Below are 18215 nucleotides of genomic sequence, written 5' to 3'. Positions count from 1 at the left end.
AGTATCATCGCTTTCCTGCGGGAATGCAGAAGTCCTGCCCGCTTCCCATAAGGGTGGAGGGGTATGATAACGGAGTCCGGGAGGGAGGAAAACAGGGAGGGAGTCTGACATTATGAACGAAGGCCCCTGGAACCAGTATTGAGGGGACAAGAAGGCGCTTACTTTTCAATTCATCCCACTATATTACCGTTCATCGCCGGTTAGCACCGTTCGTCACTTGATGTGGTTTTCGATTTTAGCATTGATTAAATTGAGCGACGTTAGCTTATGCTTCTGAAAAGGAAATCACGATGCTGTCATTTTTGAATATAAAAAAAGACTACAGATTGGGAACGCAAGTTGTAAAAGCATTAGGCGGTGTGGATGGTGAAATTCTTTCCGGTGAGATGGTGGCATTATGCGGCCCGTCGGGTTCAGGAAAAAGTACATTATTGAATATTTTGGGAATGCTGGATATGAACTATCAGGGGAATGTATTTATTGATGGAAAACCATTTCCCCGGAAGGCGAGTGAAGCGACTGCAATACGTCGAAACAGTCTTGGTTTCGTCTTTCAGCGGTTCAATTTAATTCCGGTTATGACAGCCATAGAAAACGTCGCCTATCCATTAACGCTGAATAAGCTCAGTGCAAAAACGAAAAAAGAAAAAGCAGAGCAAATACTGATCAAGGTAGGTCTGGAAGACTTTCTTGATTATCGTCCGGAGCGGTTGTCCGGAGGCCAGCAGCAGCGTGTGGCTATCGCCAGAGCGTTAGTACACCAACCCCGGTTAGTCATTGCCGATGAGCCGACTGCCAGTCTCGATAGCCATTCAGCAAACACAATTATTCAGATAATGAAAACGTTAGGTCACGAAATGGGCACGACCTTCGTGATCGCAACACATGACTCGCGAATGGCAAGCCAATGTGACAGATATATTAATCTGATAGATGGATTGATCTCATCTGAGGAGATCAAATGGAACGCCTGATTCCAGAGGTTATTAAAAGAGCATGGTTTAACCTGGAACGTAATAGTCGTCGTTCAATACTGTCAATAGCCATTATAACAGTGGTTGTCTTTGCTTTATGTTGCACAGGCGGGTTTGGCCTGTATACCTATCGGTCGTTAATGAAGGAAACGGCTATGAGTATCGGTCATATAACGCTTAGTCAGCCGAGATATTTTGGAGAGGAAGAGGACCTACCGCTAAGTAATGGGTTGTCTGACTATTCACAGATTGGTAAAGCCCTGGGGGGAATTGAGGGTGTCCATGCTATTTTACCGCGCATTGAATTTAATGGATTAATTAGTAATGGTCAAAAGTCGACTATTTATATGGGGACCGGGATAGATCCCCAGGAATTTTCGATCAAAGGTGACTTTCTGGCGCTGAAATCCGGGAACACTCTGAATCCGCAAAGCGACAGAGTCGCTAAAGAAGATGAACCGGAGGTGATGCTAGGGGTTAATCTTGCACAGAATCTCAAAGTCACTACCGGGGGCGTGGTCACATTACTGTCAACCACCGCGGATGGTGTGCTGAATGCGGTCGATTTCAAAGTCCGGGGGATATTTTCTACAGGCGTCCCGGATCTTGATAAAAGACAACTTTATATCAGCGTTGCGTCCGCGCAAGCCCTGCTCGCAACGCATAAGGTTAGCACGTTATCAGTGTATTTATTTGAAACACAACAGACACTGGCTGCACAAAAACAGGTCGATGCCAAACTCAAAACCCTGAAACTGGTGGAACCGGTAATCACAACGCCGTGGCAGAAATTAGCTGTATTCTATGACGGTGTTAAAAATTTATACAATCGCATTTTCGTCATTATGGGCGGAGTTATGGCCCTGGTGGTCTTTGCCGCATTATTTAATTCGATGACGATGTCGGTAACTGAAAGAACACGTGAAATAGGTACGCTTGCCGCGTTAGGCACTTATTCGATAGAGATTATTAGAGGTTTTTTGCTTGAAGCATTGCTAATAGCAACTTGCGGGGCTGTTATCGGAGGCGGATTGTCAGCCGCAATGGCGTCACTATTAACCATAGTTGATATTAGAATGCCGCCAGCACCGGGCAGAACCTCAAGTTATCCACTGCATATCTATTTGTCCTGGGAGCTTTTTATTGGAGTCGCAGTTGCTGTAGCCATAATTTGTTTTGTCGTTGCATGGTTTGCTGCTCGTAAAGGCGTAAAAAAACCAATCATTGAGGCGCTGATTTATGTCTAAAATACTTACTCTGCTATTAGCAACTATTATGGTTTTTTCCGCGAATGCTGAAACGGTGGAGCAGATGCTAAAAAAAGCGGACCAATATCGTTCCAAAGAACCCCATGCGAAGGTGACTACAGTCGTTAAGCTCTATCAGAATAATGAGCTTGATAAGACCCGGTTGTATGAAGTTTATACCCGTCCAATGCGTGAATCACTGGTACTCTTCAGGTCGAAGGTCGAGGATGGACAGAAGTTGCTTATGCTCGGAGATAATTACTGGTTATTGATGCCACAGAGTCGCAGGCCAATTAGAATTACCCCAATTCAAAAGCTTCTTGGAAACGCATCCGTTGGTGATATTTCGACCCTGAACTGGAGCGAACACTATCAGGGAACGTTACAAGGAGATCAGGAAGTCGTTATTCAAGATAAAAAAATCATGTCGAATCGACTTGAACTGACAGCGAAAACAGCGGGGGAAACCTACGCCAGAATCGAGTTATGGCTTGATAAGAAAAATGATTTCCCTTTAAAAGCTGACCTTTATTTACTCTCAGGTAAAATGGCGAAACAAGCATTTTTTATAGCAGATGACGATGTTCATCCTAAAAAAATAGTTTCAATGGTACTCCTTGATAGTATTCAACCTGAAAAGAAAACGGTTATCGATTACCAGAACGTAGTACCTTATCAGTTGGACGCAAAATATTATAATCCAGCATATTTAATCCAGCAGCCCAGGATTGAACTATGACGAAAAAAGGGCGTCTGTTTATCTTACTGATGCTCATTACAGGAGTCAGGGCTGAAGCTAACCTGAATGTCAACTGGACATGGCAAAACAGTCTGGAAAGTGAACAGTCTCGTCATACGAAGTTAAACAACGATTCTGGTGGGTCGACACAGTCTCTGGATTCGCTAATCACTTCGACAGTCGAGTGGAATAATATCACCGGGACGTTTGTGATGACAGGCAATAATCTTTTGGCGACGGACAGTCAAAACTCCACGGATAAGAAATTCATCGTGCAGGAGTTGTTCTGGCAACCGGAAATGAAGATAGCGGGTTTACCTCTTGATATAAGCGTTGGCAAAGAACGTCTGGACTGGGGAGTCGGGTACGGGTTTCGTCCCTTAGACATTTTTAAGTCCTACGAGAGGAACCCGCCAGGCATACAGGTTGATGAGGGCGTCGGTGCGGCAACGGCCTCCTGGTTTGATGGCACCGGACAATGGGAGCTCGTGGCTACCGATGAGTCATGGACGTCCAGTAATACGGATCAAGCCAGGCGGGCAAAAAAACAACATGGTATCGGGTTCCGGCGCTATGCATTGCTCAGAAATACTGAGCTGCAGGGAATTATGTACTTTGATCAGGTGCATTATGGCACCGTTGGTGGGTCTGTCGTGGCGGTGCTTAGTCCCGCCCTGGAGGTACACAGTTCGTTTGCTTATGCGCAGCGTTATCAGGCCTACAAGCAAGGCGACATTAATGAACCTGTAAAATGGGCAATGGGTCATGATTCTTATCAATTCCTGCTGGGTTTAAATTGGGCTAATACCGCAGGTTTGAATATTATCGGCGAATATTGGTACGACGGTCGTAGCTGGGATAAGAAAATGTGGAAGCAAGCAATTCAACGTTCAGGCGAACTATCACATCACTCGGATACGCGAGAGTTGGCCAGCAGCTATTCATACGGGTTGTATAACAGAAGTCTGGTTGCGCAGAATCTGATGCTGCATTTTAAGATGGATATGTCTGCTTTACATTCCAGGCGCCTGTGGCTTGAAAAATTTGAGCCGAGTGTAGATTTGTTGATTTCGCCAACCGATGGTGGCCTGGTTGCTACCCCCAGGCTTTCGTATCAGGTGTATGAGTCTGGGCAGTCTGATATGACGCTGGAGCTGGTAAGCCGTTTCTACACTGGTTTCGCCGACTCGGTGTATGCGAATGTTCCAGACAGGAATTTGACATTTATAAACCTTAAGGTAAATTTTTGAGCAGTGTGATACCGTTTTATCGATACGGAAAATAAATGAATTAACGGGTGTGAATATTACAAAATGGCAGCAATAATGCAACGTGTGTTCTAAAAGGATATTTGGATGAGCAGATTATTTCCAGTTAGCCAAAAATTCCAGTCACAGTTTATAAAAATAAGCCTTTACTGCTTAGGCGTTACTGGATTGCTCATCCTGTTCTATTCGCCATCGGGTCCGTCCGAAACCTGGACTTCTTTATTTTTCAAGAAAATGCTCATTAGTTTTGGGTATGGGTATAGCGCGTTGTTCAGCGCGGGATTGTTACGCTGGATCAAGCCATCATTATCGGAAGTCAGCGTTAATTTTTTATCCTTGATCTGTTGCATGTTTTTTGGAAGTCTTAACCTGGTACTGTTGTATCAACCATTCTCTTTTAATGAGTTTGTCCTTAATCAACAAACAATGCTCGTACCTGGATTTATTCTATCGATTGTCGGTTTTACATTTTTTTATATGAATGAGCAAAAACTGAAAGCCCGGAACGCGCTTGAGATAGCCAGGCGGCAGCAGGCTGAACAAAAGAAAGCTTTAGCATTGAGCCAACTTAAGCAGCTTCAAAGTCAAATTGAACCCCATTTTCTTTTCAATACGCTGGCTAACCTTGATGTGTTAATTGATAAAGATCCTGCATTGGCTAAACGTCTACTTGTTAATCTGACTAACTTGTTGCGGGGAACGTTGAAAAAAAATCGCAGCGACTTTGTTCAGATTCATGAAGAGCTGGCGTTGATTGATGATTACTTATCTATCCAACAGATAAGACTCGGGGCACGATTTTTTTATAAGATAACCAATGCATTTGAATCAGATAATTTTATTATTCCGCCGATGTTAATACAGCCATTAGTGGAAAATGCCATTCGGCATGGCATTGAGCCACAGCATCAGGCAGGGCATATAGAAGTGAAGGTTTGCAAAGATGCTGAAGGTGTTCTGATTCAGGTAATAGATAATGGATGCGGATTCTCGAAAGAGACTTCATCTTGTGGGCATGGGCTGGGCCTGGATAATATCCGGCAAAGACTGGATGCGATCTATATGGGAAAAGCACGACTGCACATCAAAGAGAATCTATCCCAGGGTGTTACGGCGGAAATATTCATCCCACTGATTGTAGCCAATTCAACCCCGGAAGTGAGCAATGACTAAAACGATCACCGCGATTATTGCTGATGATGAGCCTTTACTGAGATACCAGCTAAAAAAAATGCTGGCTGACTTTTGGCCTGAGCTGGACATACTCGCCAGCTGCGCAAATGGTAAAGAAGCGTTTGATGCCATCGCTGAAGCACAGCCTGATATTGCATTTCTGGATATCCGTATGCCAGAAATGGATGGCATGACGCTGGCGCGAAGGATTAATCAGCATACAAAGTGCCCGTTAGTCGTTTTTGTCACTGCGTATGATGAGTATGCCGTACGTGCGTTTGAAGCGAACGCCATAGACTATCTCTTAAAGCCACTGAATGAAAAGAGGCTGGAGAAATGTGTGTTAAAGATAAAACAACATTTTACTAATAGTTCGAAAAGAGAGAATGTGGCTGATATCAATGCATTCTTTGAAAAAATTGAGTCTCTGCATGCTGTTGAACATAAGCGCTATTTAAAATGGGTGCGTGTGCAAAAGGGGGATGATATAGAGTTAGTTCATTGCTCAGACATTCAATTTTTCAAAGCAGAAGATAAATACATATCGCTGTACAAGAAAAATAAAACGCTCTCCGACGTTTTCCTGCTGCGCGGTTCACTGCGAGAGCTATTGTCACAGCTCGATCCGGATGAATTCTGGCAGGTCCATCGTTCCATTATTGTCAATGTTAACGCAATAGAAAAAATAAAGCGCGATTGTACCGGTAAGATACAGTTAATCATCGGTGGGCATGTGTTGCAGGTCAGTCGGGCAATGCAGGATAAATTTTTATATAACATCTGAATAGATACCAAATTAATGAAGGGAGTGGGGTGATATTTATTTTTTGTATGGACCCCGCAACTCAGCTATAGGGTGGTGCATAAAATGTCATTATTAAATATCCTGGCCGGGACGCCTGTATGGGTCTGGATTTTGTTTGTATTCCTCATTGCGAGGGGAGTCAATGCGTTGAAAGACCGGGAAATGGACGTTAAACGTCTTTTCCTTTTACCGTTAATCTTTCTGTTTTGGGGGGGAAGCGGTGTGATTAATGAACTGGCGTCTCCGCACTGGGGATTAGCGTCGATGCTGACGGGGCTGATCGTTGGTGGCGGCGTGGGTTGGTTGCTCTGGCGTACGACCCCGCGTTTAAAAAACAAGGAGGGAACAGATTTGATTATCCGGCCTGGGACGCCGTTAACCCTGGTATTTATTGTTATTGCTTTTGTCACCAAATTTGCGTTGATATTCTTTCTCAATGTTGAACCGGGTTTGAAGTACAATTTTGATTTTAATATTCTGTTTGGTTTGTTAAGTGGCGTCATTGATGGGGTGTTCTGGGGTGGGACGTTAAATCTATATTTAACGCCCCGGCAGGTCCAAAAAGGAATCTGAATACCCTCGTGCCTGCGTGTTGTTGCCGGTTTATTGTTTATTTCAGGGTATAACCCCCGTCGCAATACAGCGTACTACCCGTCATATTTTTATTCTCCAGCAAAAACAGGGCTGCGTCGGCCTGCTCCTCTACCGTGCCGGGGCGCTGTACCAGAGTGACGTTGTTCCAGTAGTCGTACGCCGCGTCACGCTGTGCGGCTTCGCGATTGCGCCACAGTTCGCTGTCGGTGGTGCCGGGTGAGAGGCAGTTGACTCTGATCGGCCGCAGTTCGACGGCGAGTCCACGAGCCAGTCCTTCCAGCGCCGCGTTACAGGCGGCGTAGGCCGGTGCGCCAATCGGCCGGGCAGAGGCGGCGCCGGACATCAGGACGACCGAGGCAGTATCGCTAAGATGGGGAAGGGCTTCGTAAACCGCCCAGTATTGCGCCCAGAATTTGGCCTGGAAGAGTCCCTCCGACGTGGCACTGTCGCCATCGCGAAAATCGCCGGTGGCGTAGGAAGCCGCCGGGGTAAAAAGACCGGACAGAGCTTCAATGCCCTCAAAGAAAATGCGCAGGGATGCTCTGTCGGTAATATCGACCACGCGTCCACTTGCCTGAGGTCCCAGGCGTTCCTGCGCCTGCGCGAGTTTTTGTTCATTGCGCCCACCGATCAGCACGCGTTCGCCGCGTGCAACCAGCTTCTGCGCCAGCGCAAAGCCGATGCCCGATGTTCCGCCAATAATGGCGTAGTTAGCCTGGGTCATATCCCTGTTTCTCACTCTTAATAGAAAGAGAGTATTGAAACCCGAACGGTCCCGTTTCTATATCTCAATAGCGGATAAGCATATGCGCAGGTCCGGCGGCAGGATGCCGCCGGAGTGCTGAGGGTTATGCGCCAGCCTTCGTCAGGGCGGCGATATCGTCGGCATAAAGGTTGAGCGACAGGGCGGTAACAAACCCGTCCACGTGGGCGACTTTCGTCGCGCTGGCGATAGGCGCTGTCACGCCCGGCTGGTTAATCAGCCATGCCAGGGCCACTTCGGCCGGTTTCACCTGGTGTTTTGCCGCCACGGCGTTCAGTGCGTCGATAATCGCAAAGCCACGTGGGTTGAGATACTTAGCGATGCCCGAACCGCGCTGGCTCTGACCGAGGTCTTTTTCACTGCGGTATTTGCCGGACAGGAACCCGGAGGCGAGGCTGTAGTAGGTGACCACGCCGATATTTTCCCGCACCGTCAAATCCTGCAGCGCACCTTCGAAACCGTCACGATCGTAGAGGTTATATTCCGGCTGTAATACCTGATAGCGCGGTAGATTCTTGTCATCGGCGACCTTCAGGGATTCTGCCAGCTGCTCTGCGTTAAGGTTGGATGCGCCCACGGCGCGGATTTTTCCCGCCTTCAGCAGTTTCTCGTAGGCGGCCAGCGTCTCTTCATACGGCGTGTCGGCGTCCGGCCAGTGGGAGAAATAGAGATCGATATAGTCCGTTTGCAGGCGATGCAGGGAGTCTTCGACCGCCTGCTCAATCCAGCGGCCGGAAAGCCCTTTCTTGCCAGGCTGACCGAGATCGGAGCCGACTTTGGTAAAGAGCGTCACCTTGTCGCGCGCGCCCGGATGGGCGGCCAGCCATTTACCGATAATGGTTTCTGACTCGCCGCCCGCGTTGCCTGGTGCCCATGCCGAGTAGACATCGGCGGTATCGATGGCGGTCAGGCCTCTTTCCAGCAGGGCATCCAGCAAACTGAAGCTCTGCTTCTCATCCACGGTCCAGCCAAACACGTTGCCGCCGAAAACCAGCGCCGGGATCTGTAAGCCTGTGGTGCCTAATGAACGTAATGCCATTTGCAAAACCCTTTTCTCATGACGGGGTTCACCCTGCTTCCTGCCGGGAGAACCTCAACAATTCGGGCCAGAGAGGCCCTTTTGTCGCGTTCCTCACTGAACACGGTGCCGTCGTGCTATCCCCGATAATAGGAAAATCACGGCGTACCGGTGTGGCTTTTTTTGCTTATCGTTAGCAAAAATAATGGATTAGGCGGTTCAGCCGCGGCTTCGGCCGGACAGATTCGACGCGCTCACGGCCAGAATTGAGAGCACGCACAGCGCCGCAGCAGGCGCCAGCACGCCCCAGTAAGCGCGTTCGATATAGGGCATCCCTTCCGCCAGTACGCGGCCCCACTCCGGGGTCGGCGGCGGCGCACCTAAACCTAAAAATCCCAGCGAAGCCAGCGCAAGGGCGATACCCGGCAGGCGCAGCATAGCGTGGCGGAAAAGCGGGCCGAGCAGGGCGGGTAGCACATAGAGCAGACTACGGCGCACCGGCCCCACGCCGAGCACCGGCAGCATACGGATATAGGGTCGGGCGTTGATCTCCGTGACCAGCGCGGCCGTATGGGCAGCAAGCGGCGCCCAGCTGACGGCGATCACGGCAATGGCTGCGCCGGTCATCGTCGGACCATTAATCGCCGCCACCACCAGCCCGGCAATCACCGGCGGCAGGGCGTTGGTGACTTCAATCGGACCGGTAAACAGGCGTGGGAACAGGCCAATCATCAGCCCGATCCCCAGACAGCTCAGCGATACAAAAAGGGCCAGCAGGCAGGTATGGAGCGTGCCGTGCGCCACCCGCGCCAGCAGATCGCGCCCCATCGCATCCGCGCCAAAAGGCAGTGCGAAAGAGGGCATCTGTAGCCTGAGAAACTCAGAGGTGTTCGGGTCGCGGGGCAAACCCGCCGCCAGTAACAGCGCCAGCAGCAGAAGACAGCCCAGCGGGAGCCAGAAAGCCCGGCGGCTGGCCGGACCGGCGTTATCCTCCTGCACCGGCATCGCGCCGCTGCGCAGAGCGTGACCGAGGATCAGCAGCCGCACGGCGCTGGCGATAATCCCGGCCAGGGAGGCGATCAGCAGCAGGATCAGCACACCCGCCTGCAGGGCGGGCACATCCTGCGCCGCGGCGGCACCCAGCGTGGCACGACCGATACCGGGAATAGCAAAGACTTTTTCAACGGCAATGGCCCCGCCGGTCAGAGAGACCAGCACCAGGCCGACCAGGGGCATTACGCCGGGCAGGGTCCGTTTCAGGACCGCCAGAATAATGTGTCGACGCGAGATCCCGGCGGTGCTCCAGGTGGCAATCCAGTTTTCACTGAAGGTTCCGGCAAGGGCATCGCCGATAATCCGCCCCAGATAACCGCCCGCCGGGATACCCAGCGCCAGGGAGGGCAACACCGCATAGTGCAGTCCCTGCCAGCCGTAGGGCGGGAACCAGCGTAGCCAGACTGCGCCCACAATCAGCAGGAACGAGGCCAGCAGAAACTCAGGCAAAGCGGTAAAGAGGGCGGCGAACATCCCCCCGGAGCGACGTGCCCGGCCGCGAAGCCCCTGAATAAGCGTTGGAGCGCACAGCAGCGAGGCCAGCGTGAGCGCAACCAGGGCTGCGGAAAGCATCAGCGTGAGTGAGACGCCCGCCGCCTGCAGCATGCCGGGCAGCACGGGACGGCCCGACACCCAGGAGGTTCCGGCATCGCCGCGCAACAGGCCCTTAAGCCATTCCCACAAGAGGTGAAGCGGACCACGATCCAGGCCCAGCGACTGGCGAATGGCGTTCAGGGTTTCCGCCGTAGCCTCCTGCTCGCCGGAGCGCGCCCGGAGCAGCGCCAGGGCCGGATCCTGACCGGAGATCCACGGCAGCATACCGACCAGCACCACCACGCCCGCCAGCGTCAGCAGGCGGGAAAGCAGAGGGAGGGTAAAGCCGTAGCGCGGCTGTCCCGTCCGGCTGACGGCCGCACAGGTACGGCAATACAGTGATTCGCTCATCAACAACTCTTTATTCGGTAATCGTGTTTATTGCGCGTTGGCAAAATGGGTCGTGGCGTTGATCAACATCCGCTCGCGGGGATCGCGCACCGCATTCTTAAGCGTCGCGCTCTCGCCCTGGATCACGCGCTCATGCAGCATCGGGATCGCCGCATCGGTGGCGAGGATCAGATTCTCGGCATGCATAATCGCCTTGCGTCGGGCTTCTCCGGTAGGGATCGCCGCAGCGGCCTGTAATGCCTCATCAATATCCGCCCGGCACAGTTGGGCAATATTAAAGGAACCTTTGCAGGCGAAGTCGCTGTACATATAGGCCACCGGATCGCCGGAATCGAGCACCGTCGCACGGGAGAGAATAAAGGCGTCGAACTTGCCCGCCAGCGCATCGGACTCAATCTGGGCATATTCGCGGACGACCTGTTTGACGTTAAAGCCTGCGGCGGTCAGCTGTTGGGCCAGATAAACGGCCACTTCCGGCAGTTCGGCGCGATCGCTAAAGGTCGCAAGCGTAATAGTTGCACCGGCGGGGATACCCGCCTGCACCGGGTTAGCTACCGGCTGGCGCAGCGCGGCCGCCCAGGGCAGAGCCGGCCCCAGCAGACCTTTGGCACTATCAGCCCGTTTCTCATAGACGTTATCGACGATCTGCTGGCGATTAATGGCATCGCGCACGGCGGCGCGCATGGCCGGATCCTTCATCACGCCATGACGGCTATTCAGATAGAGCGTGTTAGTACGCGGCATCGGAACTTCGTGGATCAGGGACTGATCCAGCAGCGGAGCCTGGGAGACGGGAATGGCCTCAACCAGATCGGCCGTTCCCGTGCGCAGAGCCGCGCCGCGGGCAGCGCCATCCGAAACGAAGTTTACGTCAATGCCGCTGGCCTGGGCTTTTTCACCCCAGTAGCCGTCGAAGCGGTCCAGTACCGCACTGCTGGTACCGGTCACGCTGCGCAATACGAACGGGCCGCTGCCCATATTTACAGGCGTGACCACGCCGTTAGCCTGATAGGCCTGGCGGGACAGGATCGCCAGCTGCGGGCTGGAGAGGCGCTGTGGCAGCAGGGGATCGGCCTGGGCCGTCGACACCAGCACGGCGCGGTCGCCATCGGCTTTTACCGTTAAGCTCACGCCGTCCAGAATACGCGGCTTGGGTGACGCGGTGGCGGCGACCGACAGGGCATTCACCACGGTATTGGCATCAAGAACGGAATTATCATGGAAATGGACATTCTCACGCAGCGTAAAGCGCCAGGTGGTCTCATCAACTTTCTCCCATGCTGTTGCCAGCATCGGCTGCGCTTCGCCCTTGTCATCCAGCACCACCAACGTTTCGGCGGTGCTCCAGCGCGACAGCTTAAAGGCGTCGTCGCTCAGCGGGGTCAGCCCGGAACGCGGAGGCTGTAGCATCGCCAGCTTGATACGCTGGTCTTTTGGGGTCTGCACCTCTTGCTCTGCTTCATTAAAGCAGCCCGCCAGCAATAACGTGGCGGCCAGCAGGCCGGAAAGCGGCCACAGGTTCTTATTGTTGAGCATGCGTCTGTCCTTATTGATTGACGGCAAAGGGTTTCAATGGCGAAAGAGGGATTATCGCAGTCCCGTTAAGACGGGCACCGCATGTAAAAGCTGGCGGGTGTGAGGCTGCCGGGGTGCGTTCAGAACATTCATCGTCGGCCTGTCTTCAATGATGCGACCGTTTTCCATGACCAGCATGCGATCGCACAGCCCGGCAAGCATGGAAATATCGTGGGATACCATCAGCAGCCCCATCCTGTTCTCTTCCGTAACCTGAAGCAGGAGGGTTTTGATCTGTTCACGCAGGGGCAGATCCAGACCGCTGACGGGTTCGTCCGCCAGTAAATAGTCAGGTTTAACGATCAGCGCCCGGGCCAGCGCCACGCGCTGGGCCTGGCCGCCGGAGAGTTCTCCGGCCTTTCTGTCGAGCAGCGCGGGGCTGAGCTCAACCTGCTCAAGCGCTTCCCGCAGACGGGTCGGCTGCGGCTTTTCGTGGCAAAGATGCTTTAGTGGTTCGCTTAGCAGATCGGCGACGCGCTGGTTAGGGGCGAGAGAGCCCGCGGGATCCTGCGGAATATACTGCACGCGGCGGCGATACCAGCGCAGAGCGCGCACGCTTCCGGGACGCACCGGAATGCCGTCACAATAGACCGCGCCCTCGTCGGGCACTTCCAGCGCGAGCAGGGTCTTTAACAGCGTCGACTTTCCGCAGCCGGATGCCCCCACCAGGCCGACACGTGCGAATCTTGTCAGGCTCAGGGAGAGATCGTGAAAAATAGGAACTGCCGGCACGGGTTTTTGCCAGAACTTATGCGGCGCGCTCTGGTAGCGGCTGACGCGGTCAAGGCGCAAAAAGGCCTGCGGGGAAAGGCTCATCCGGCAAGCGCTCCGGTCGGGTTAACGCGGAAGCAGTCTTCGGCATTCCTCGCTGCGCTGACCAGGCTTCGGGTATAGGCTTGTTGTGGGTTGTTCAGCAGCTGCGCCATGGTGCCCGACTCGATAATCTCGCCATCCTGCATCACCAGCCCGCGCTGGCAAAGCTGTGCCGCCACGGCGATATCATGGGTGATAAACAGCAGGGCGGGCGCATCTGCGGATGCGCTGTGCGCTTTCAGGGTTTGCAGCACTTCATGCTGGGTGATCACATCGAGGGCGGTTGTGGGTTCATCGGCCACGAGCAGACGGGTGTTGCCGAGAAGGGCCAGCACAATACAAATACGCTGACGCTGGCCACCGGATAGCTCGGCCGGATAGCGCTGAAGCAGATTAGGGATAGCGCTGAGCTGCATGGCGTCGAGCAGGGCGTGCAGCGACTCCGGCGTGGTTTTCAGCGCCAGCGTCAGCTGTTTACCCACCGTCATCAGCGGGTTAAGGGCGGTGGCAGAGTCCTGAAAAATGGTCGCTACGCGCGCGGGCTGCGGGCGTGCCAGGGCATTGCGCTGGCTCACATCAACACCGTTAACCCGAATCGTTCCGCTCTGCTGAACGCCCGGCACAGATACGCCGGCTATCGCTTTGGCCGTCAGTGACTTACCGGAACCGGACGCGCCGATCAGGCACACACGTTCACCGGGATAGAGTGCGAAGCTGACTTTATTGACGCGGGTCTGGCCGCCAGGCGACAGGCTGAGGTTATGGACGTCTAAAAGTGCGCCTGTGGGCTGAACGGGTCTGAGCATGGGAAAGCATCGCAAATATTAAGAGATATGTAATAACATAACAAAATGTGGCGAGGGAGTGCAAAGGGATTGTTAATTTATCTGCGCTGTTCCCCGGTCAATCGGGAACAGCGCATGAACCTGTAAATCAGTGCTTCATCGCCCGGCAAATCACCGCCATCACAATTGCGCTGCAAAACGGAAACGCAGCCATCAGCAGCCAGGGAACCGCCGCTTCCGGCGATGGCGTAAGGGCCCGATCTAGCTGATTCCCCAGCAGGAAGTTCCCCACCAGGACCGCCACGCCACCCATCGATGCCAGAGCACCGTAGTGTGCACCCAGATTTTTGTCACCGGCGAAGCGCGGGACCAGATCCATACCCACCGGTACCACCAGCATCTGCCCCAGCGTCAGCAGTGTCACCATCCCGGCCGCTGGCAGCAGACGCTGCCAGCCTTCCGGTGGCGTAGAGGGCGCAAAAACAGCCACGAAGACAAAAGAGAGGGAGAGCAGAATAAAGCCTGCGGGCAGGGTGATTCCAACCCCAATTCGGCGGGCAAACCGCGCCAGCGGCAGCTGAAGGCAGATGATCAGCAGGGAGGCCAGCATAAACAGCGGGCCGAGATCCTGTTCGCTGCTGCCGGAGCGCTTAAGTTCCACCGGAAGCGCCAGATAGAGCTGGTTATAGCTAAACAGATAGGCGCTGTAGGCGACCATAAAGACCACAAAGCGCGGCTGGCGGAAGGTTTGCCACCAGGGCGCAATATGGACTTCGCGATGACCACGTGGAGAAGGCGGTAAGCTGAAGAACAGAATCACCAGGGCGATAACAAACACGACCGCCCCGGCAAGGGCAATGCGCTGGAAGCCAAACCCCGCAAGGAGTGAACCCAGTACCGGTCCGAGAACCGCACCCAGCTCGCCGCAGATGGCAAATACCGCAAACCACTCGGCGCGACTGCGTTTGCCGTCGCTCTCGCTCTGCGTTCCCGCCGTTGCCAGCAGGGCCTGGATAGCCGGGGAGAAGAGCGCCCCGCCGATGCCGGTCAGACAGGCGCCCAGTACGACCGGCCACAGGGACTCGCCAAAGGCCAGCAGCAGATAACCCGCGATACGCACCAGACAGCCGCAGAGGATCACCACCCGGCCACCGTAGCGATCCGCCAGTGCACCGCCCACCAGGAACATCCCCTGCTGGGAGAAGGTGCGCAGCCCGATAATCAGGCCGATAACCGCGCCGGAGAGCAGCAGGTTATCCCGCAGATAGATTGCCAGGAACGGCACAACGGCATAGAAACCGATATTAAAAACAAACTGACTGCCCGATAAAAGATAAGGTGAAGTCCGTTGAACCTTGCCGGAAGTTAAGAGAGACATGCGTGGCCATAAAAACGTTAAGGGTCATTTTCAGGCATCTTACTGACTTCATTCCCGTAACCACAACGATTTATTCTTTTACTCAATAACCCTATAAATAACATGCCTTTGTGGCTCTCTAACCCCGCCGTGGTAGCCATATTGACTTTGCCGGAGCGCCCCGGTATAAGTTCGCAGTTTACGAATGATTTACATTTGCAACTATTTTCCGCGCGTCTGATGCGCCTGATGACACAAAAAATACAAGGTTAAACCCGATGTTAATTCTAAAGAAAAGTGTGATTGCAGCAGGGATGTTTTTAATGGGAATGACGTCGGCAATGGCGACAAATTATCCGCTGACGATTGAAAACTGCGGGGCGAAAGTCACCTTTACCAAAGCGCCTGAGCGTATGGTGGCGCTGGGGCAGAACACGGCAGAAATTATGCTGCTGCTGGGCCTGGAGGACAAAATGGTCGCCAGCGCCTTCTGGCCGACAAAAGTCCTGCCTTCTCTGGCAAAGCAAAATGAAAAGGTCAAAATTCTGACGGTGGAAAGCCCGACGCTGGAGTCAATTCTTGCCCAGGATCCTGACTTCGTCGCGGCTCAGCTGCCGATGCTGCTTGGTCCGGACAGCAAAGTGGCGAAGCGCGAAGACTTTACCGCCGTCGGCATTAATAGCTATTTATCCCCTGGCGTTTGCGCCACCAAAATGGATACCGGTGACATCTACGGTAGCCGCAGCAAGCTGTGGGATATGTCTTACCTCTACCAGGAAATCACCGAGCTGGCGACCATCTTTAACGTTGAGCCACGCGGTGAAGCACTGGTGGCCGACTTTAAAAAGCGCGAAAGCGACCTGAGAGCAAAATTCGGCAAGTCGGGCAAGGATCTCTCCTTCCTGGTCTGGTTCTCCAGCTCGTCTCCGTCTGCTGATGCCTATCTCGGCGGTAAAAACAGCGCATCCGGCTTTATTGCCAACGTACTTGGCGGCCACAATGCGATGACTTCCGAGACCGAATGGCCGACCGTTGGCTGGGAAAGCATTATTGCCACTAACCCGGATGTTATCGTCGTATCCCGTCTCGATCGTAACCGTTGGGCACTGGATAGCGCCGAAGAGAAAATCAAATTCCTGAAAACTGACCCGGCGGTTAGCCAGCTGGACGCGGTGAAAAAAGGCCATATCGTGGTGATGGACGGACAGGCGATGAACCCGACGATCCGCACCATTTACGGGGCTGAAGAAGTCGCGGCACAGCTTGAGAAACTGGGACTGAATTAATGGCACTGTTTTCAGGGGCTGCGTTAAAGAAAACGCAGCTGACCATCCTGTTTTTGCTGTCGCTGGTCCTGCTGGCCATCGTTATCGCCCTGAGCGTTGGCGTTGGCGAGCTGTCGATCCCTATCAGGACGACTTTCTATGCGGTAACCAATAAGCTGGGCCTGACGGCGGAACCGTTAAGCCGGATCCATGAGACGGTGATCTGGGACTTCCGCCTCAGCCGTGCACTGGTCGCGGCCTGCAGCGGCGCAGGGCTGGCGATTTGCGGCGCGGTGCTGCAAAGCCTGCTGAAGAACGCGCTGGCCGAGCCTTACGTGCTCGGCGTTTCCGCCGGGGCATCAACCGGTGCCGTCACCATCGTGGTGCTGGGTGTGGGGAGCGGTGCCGTGTCGCTCTCCTTCGGCGCTTTCGTCGGGGCCTTTGCCGCCTTCGCCTTTGTGGCGTTGCTGACTAACGGCGCACGTGGCGGTAACGAACGCACGATTCTGGCCGGGGTTGCCGCCTCGCAGCTGTTTAATGCGATCACCGCCTGGACCATCAGCACCTCCGCCAGCGCCCAGCAGGCGCGTGACGTCATGTTCTGGCTGCTGGGTAGCTTTAGCGGCGTGCGCTGGCCGGAGCTACAGCTGATTGCTGTGGTGATCCTGATTGGGCTGGCGATTTGTCTGTACCATGCCAAAGCGCTTGATGCCTTTACCTTCGGTGATGACGCGGCGGCCTCGCTGGGCATTCCCGTTGGCTACGTCCGACTGATCCTTTTTGCGACCACGGCGCTGATTGCAGCGACCATCGTCAGCATGGCAGGGTCGATCGGCTTTGTCGGGCTGGTGGTGCCTCACGTCATGCGTTATCTCTTCGGCCCGCTGCATCGTACGCTGCTGGTGGCCTGTGCGATGATGGGGGCGATTCTGATGGTGCTGACGGATATTGCTGCCCGTACCGTTATCGCGCCGCAGAGCTTACCGGTTGGCGTGGTGACGGCGCTTATCGGCGTGCCTTTCTTTGCCGTCATTCTTTATCGCTCAAGGAAATAACGATGAGCATTAGCGCAGAAAATATCTGCTGGCGAGCAGGTAAAAAAATCATCGTCGACGACGTCTCCTTGTGCGTGGAAAAAGGGCATACGCTAGGGCTGCTGGGGCCAAACGGTTCGGGAAAATCCTCCCTGCTGCGTATTCTGGCGGGGCTGAGGCGTCCCGATGCGGGAAAAATCATGCTCGACGGCGACGATATTGCCAGGCTTGGCAGAAAAACGCTGGCCCGACGCGTCGCCTTTGTTGAGCAGCACGCGCTGACCGAATCCAATATTCGGGTGCGCGATGTGGTTAAGCTGGGGAGAACACCGCACCACTCCGCGCTGTCGCCCTGGACTCATGAAGATGACGCCATTGTGAATGACGCGCTGGCGCGGGTTGAAATGCTGGATCGTTGCGAGCAGGGCTGGCAGAGCCTCTCCGGGGGTGAACAGCAGCGCGTGCATATCGCCCGTGCTCTGGCACAGTCTCCGACGGAGATCCTGCTCGATGAGCCGACTAATCACCTTGATATCCACCATCAGATGCAGCTCCTGCGCTTAATCAGCGAGCTGCCGGTGACCAGTATTGTGGCGCTGCACGATCTTAACCATGCGGCCATGTTCTGCGACTCGCTGCTGGTGATGCAAAAAGGGAAAATCGTGGCCAGCGGCACGCCGGATGAGATCCTCACGGAAGAGATGCTGCACAGCGTGTTTCAGGTGCGCTGCAAAATTGAAATCTCACCGCACCACGGCAAAAAGCATATTCATTTCCTGTAATGCCTCTGAAAGCCGCGAAAGCGGC

The 18215-nt window shown here is 53.9% G+C and carries 17 protein-coding genes; 10 read left to right on the top strand and 7 right to left on the bottom strand.

Annotated elements, in window-relative coordinates; genetic code table 11:
• Positions 1 to 290: 290 nt before the first annotated feature.
• The 7 genes from EDF81_RS11430 (at position 291) to EDF81_RS11400 (ending at position 6779) form a co-directional block, all read left to right on the top strand.
• On the top strand, positions 291 to 974 hold the full coding sequence (locus EDF81_RS11430; protein ID WP_123348250.1) for an ABC transporter ATP-binding protein: 684 nt from the start codon (positions 291 to 293) through the stop codon (positions 972 to 974).
• Positions 962 to 2221 carry an FtsX-like permease family protein gene (locus EDF81_RS11425; protein WP_123348249.1) on the top strand — a complete coding sequence of 420 codons (1260 nt, stop codon included), beginning with the start codon at positions 962 to 964 and terminating at the stop codon, positions 2219 to 2221. Before EDF81_RS11430 ends, EDF81_RS11425 begins: the two co-directional genes overlap by 13 nt.
• Positions 2214 to 2960 (top strand): outer membrane lipoprotein-sorting protein, encoded by a 747-nt coding sequence (locus EDF81_RS11420; protein WP_123348248.1) that lies wholly within the window; start codon positions 2214 to 2216, stop codon positions 2958 to 2960. Before EDF81_RS11425 ends, EDF81_RS11420 begins: the two co-directional genes overlap by 8 nt.
• Positions 2957 to 4210: a hypothetical protein gene (locus EDF81_RS11415; RefSeq protein ID WP_123348247.1), complete on the top strand. Its 1254-nt coding sequence runs from the start codon at positions 2957 to 2959 to the stop codon at positions 4208 to 4210. The genes EDF81_RS11420 and EDF81_RS11415 overlap by 4 nt, the downstream gene beginning before the upstream one ends.
• A 105-nt stretch (positions 4211 to 4315) precedes the next feature.
• Complete coding sequence (locus EDF81_RS11410) at positions 4316 to 5401, top strand: sensor histidine kinase (protein ID WP_123348246.1); 1086 nt, start codon at positions 4316 to 4318, stop codon at positions 5399 to 5401.
• A complete protein-coding gene (locus EDF81_RS11405; protein WP_123348245.1) occupies positions 5394 to 6185 on the top strand; it encodes a LytTR family DNA-binding domain-containing protein in 792 nt (263 codons plus the stop codon). Before EDF81_RS11410 ends, EDF81_RS11405 begins: the two co-directional genes overlap by 8 nt.
• Before the next feature lie 84 nt (positions 6186 to 6269).
• Positions 6270 to 6779, top strand: a complete 510-nt coding sequence (locus EDF81_RS11400) for a DUF6622 family protein (protein ID WP_123348244.1) — start codon at positions 6270 to 6272, stop codon at positions 6777 to 6779.
• 37 nt (positions 6780 to 6816) lie between these two features.
• On the opposite strand, the gene EDF81_RS11395 is transcribed toward EDF81_RS11400, so the two are convergent.
• The 7 genes from EDF81_RS11395 to EDF81_RS11365 all read right to left on the bottom strand — a co-directional run bounded on the left by EDF81_RS11395 (position 6817) and on the right by EDF81_RS11365 (position 15130).
• On the bottom strand, positions 6817 to 7524 hold the full coding sequence (locus EDF81_RS11395; protein WP_123348243.1) for an SDR family oxidoreductase: 708 nt from the start codon (positions 7522 to 7524) through the stop codon (positions 6817 to 6819).
• Positions 7525 to 7648: 124 nt separating this feature from the next.
• Positions 7649 to 8602: an aldo/keto reductase gene (locus EDF81_RS11390; protein ID WP_123348242.1), complete on the bottom strand. Its 954-nt coding sequence runs from the start codon at positions 8600 to 8602 to the stop codon at positions 7649 to 7651.
• Positions 8603 to 8800: 198 nt separating this feature from the next.
• Positions 8801 to 10579: an ABC transporter permease subunit gene (locus EDF81_RS11385; RefSeq protein WP_123348241.1), complete on the bottom strand. Its 1779-nt coding sequence runs from the start codon at positions 10577 to 10579 to the stop codon at positions 8801 to 8803.
• 27 nt (positions 10580 to 10606) lie between these two features.
• Positions 10607 to 12115: an ABC transporter substrate-binding protein gene (locus EDF81_RS11380; protein WP_123348240.1), complete on the bottom strand. Its 1509-nt coding sequence runs from the start codon at positions 12113 to 12115 to the stop codon at positions 10607 to 10609.
• A 51-nt stretch (positions 12116 to 12166) separates the two neighbouring features.
• Positions 12167 to 12970: an ABC transporter ATP-binding protein gene (locus EDF81_RS11375; protein WP_123348239.1), complete on the bottom strand. Its 804-nt coding sequence runs from the start codon at positions 12968 to 12970 to the stop codon at positions 12167 to 12169.
• Positions 12967 to 13773: an ABC transporter ATP-binding protein gene (locus EDF81_RS11370; RefSeq protein ID WP_123348238.1), complete on the bottom strand. Its 807-nt coding sequence runs from the start codon at positions 13771 to 13773 to the stop codon at positions 12967 to 12969. The genes EDF81_RS11375 and EDF81_RS11370 overlap by 4 nt, the downstream gene beginning before the upstream one ends.
• Positions 13774 to 13900: 127 nt before the next feature.
• Positions 13901 to 15130 carry an MFS transporter gene (locus EDF81_RS11365; protein ID WP_123348237.1) on the bottom strand — a complete coding sequence of 410 codons (1230 nt, stop codon included), beginning with the start codon at positions 15128 to 15130 and terminating at the stop codon, positions 13901 to 13903.
• 293 nt (positions 15131 to 15423) lie between these two features.
• Here EDF81_RS11365 and EDF81_RS11360 point away from each other — a divergent pair, with 293 nt between their 5' ends.
• From EDF81_RS11360 to EDF81_RS11350, 3 genes are read left to right on the top strand one after another with little or no spacing between them, the layout of a single operon-like run.
• Entirely contained in the window at positions 15424 to 16395 is a 972-nt protein-coding gene (locus EDF81_RS11360) for an ABC transporter substrate-binding protein (RefSeq protein WP_404851495.1), read from the top strand.
• Positions 16395 to 17429: an iron ABC transporter permease gene (locus EDF81_RS11355; protein ID WP_123348235.1), complete on the top strand. Its 1035-nt coding sequence runs from the start codon at positions 16395 to 16397 to the stop codon at positions 17427 to 17429. The genes EDF81_RS11360 and EDF81_RS11355 overlap by 1 nt, the downstream gene beginning before the upstream one ends.
• 2 nt (positions 17430 to 17431) lie before the next feature.
• Positions 17432 to 18190: an ABC transporter ATP-binding protein gene (locus EDF81_RS11350; protein ID WP_123348234.1), complete on the top strand. Its 759-nt coding sequence runs from the start codon at positions 17432 to 17434 to the stop codon at positions 18188 to 18190.
• Positions 18191 to 18215: the final 25 nt, after the last annotated feature.

Source organism: Enterobacter sp. BIGb0383 (assembly GCF_003751845.1).
Taxonomy (GTDB): domain Bacteria; phylum Pseudomonadota; class Gammaproteobacteria; order Enterobacterales; family Enterobacteriaceae; genus BIGb0383.
The sequence above is the reverse complement of the archived record's forward strand: the minus strand, read 5'-3'. Positions and strand labels throughout refer to the sequence as shown.

Excerpts from the sequence above, each read along its gene's own strand:
- EDF81_RS11430 (WP_123348250.1), top strand. The coding sequence starts at position 291 with ATGCTGTCATTTTTGAATATAAAAAAAGACTACAGATTGGGAACGCAA.
- EDF81_RS11350 (WP_123348234.1), top strand. The coding sequence starts at position 17,432 with ATGAGCATTAGCGCAGAAAATATCTGCTGGCGAGCAGGTAAAAAAATC.
- EDF81_RS11420 (WP_123348248.1), top strand. The coding sequence starts at position 2,214 with ATGTCTAAAATACTTACTCTGCTATTAGCAACTATTATGGTTTTTTCC.
- EDF81_RS11375 (WP_123348239.1), bottom strand. The coding sequence starts at position 12,970 with ATGAGCCTTTCCCCGCAGGCCTTTTTGCGCCTTGACCGCGTCAGCCGC.
- EDF81_RS11380 (WP_123348240.1), bottom strand. The coding sequence starts at position 12,115 with ATGCTCAACAATAAGAACCTGTGGCCGCTTTCCGGCCTGCTGGCCGCC.
- EDF81_RS11390 (WP_123348242.1), bottom strand. The coding sequence starts at position 8,602 with ATGGCATTACGTTCATTAGGCACCACAGGCTTACAGATCCCGGCGCTG.
- EDF81_RS11400 (WP_123348244.1), top strand. The coding sequence starts at position 6,270 with ATGTCATTATTAAATATCCTGGCCGGGACGCCTGTATGGGTCTGGATT.
- EDF81_RS11355 (WP_123348235.1), top strand. The coding sequence starts at position 16,395 with ATGGCACTGTTTTCAGGGGCTGCGTTAAAGAAAACGCAGCTGACCATC.
- EDF81_RS11360 (WP_404851495.1), top strand. The coding sequence starts at position 15,424 with ATGTTTTTAATGGGAATGACGTCGGCAATGGCGACAAATTATCCGCTG.
- EDF81_RS11410 (WP_123348246.1), top strand. The coding sequence starts at position 4,316 with ATGAGCAGATTATTTCCAGTTAGCCAAAAATTCCAGTCACAGTTTATA.
- EDF81_RS11425 (WP_123348249.1), top strand. The coding sequence starts at position 962 with ATGGAACGCCTGATTCCAGAGGTTATTAAAAGAGCATGGTTTAACCTG.
- EDF81_RS11415 (WP_123348247.1), top strand. The coding sequence starts at position 2,957 with ATGACGAAAAAAGGGCGTCTGTTTATCTTACTGATGCTCATTACAGGA.
- EDF81_RS11395 (WP_123348243.1), bottom strand. The coding sequence starts at position 7,524 with ATGACCCAGGCTAACTACGCCATTATTGGCGGAACATCGGGCATCGGC.
- EDF81_RS11385 (WP_123348241.1), bottom strand. The coding sequence starts at position 10,579 with ATGAGCGAATCACTGTATTGCCGTACCTGTGCGGCCGTCAGCCGGACG.
- EDF81_RS11405 (WP_123348245.1), top strand. The coding sequence starts at position 5,394 with ATGACTAAAACGATCACCGCGATTATTGCTGATGATGAGCCTTTACTG.
- EDF81_RS11370 (WP_123348238.1), bottom strand. The coding sequence starts at position 13,773 with ATGCTCAGACCCGTTCAGCCCACAGGCGCACTTTTAGACGTCCATAAC.
- EDF81_RS11365 (WP_123348237.1), bottom strand. The coding sequence starts at position 15,130 with ATGTCTCTCTTAACTTCCGGCAAGGTTCAACGGACTTCACCTTATCTT.